This is a genomic window from Brevundimonas sp., from assembly GCF_032107865.1.
Taxonomy (GTDB): domain Bacteria; phylum Pseudomonadota; class Alphaproteobacteria; order Caulobacterales; family Caulobacteraceae; genus Brevundimonas.
The window spans coordinates 1-240 of sequence record NZ_DAMCNG010000219.1; the positions used below are offsets into that span (position 1 = coordinate 1).

Annotated in this window: 1 pseudogene; it reads right to left on the reverse strand. The window is 77.9% G+C overall.

The features are described 5' to 3' along the window. Nucleotides 1-240: pseudogene (locus RT567_RS14140) on the reverse strand (hypothetical protein); the annotation flags it as partial.

Consider the following 240-nt stretch of genomic DNA (forward strand, 5'->3'; position numbering starts at 1 on the left):
AGGACCACGCCGAAGACGGCGCCCGCACAGGCCGCCGCCGCCCAGCCGGCGCCCGACAGCCAGGCCATGACGCCGATCCCTTCGCGTCGACGACGCCCCAGGCCCGCGCCGGCCGCCGCCGCGATCACCCGTTCGCGCAGAGCGTGGGACGCGACCACGCGCGGCGCGGCGTCCAGCAGGGCGTCCAGTCCGTCCGCCTCACGCAACAGGGTCGCCGCCTGAAGGTCCGTCGCCGCCAGG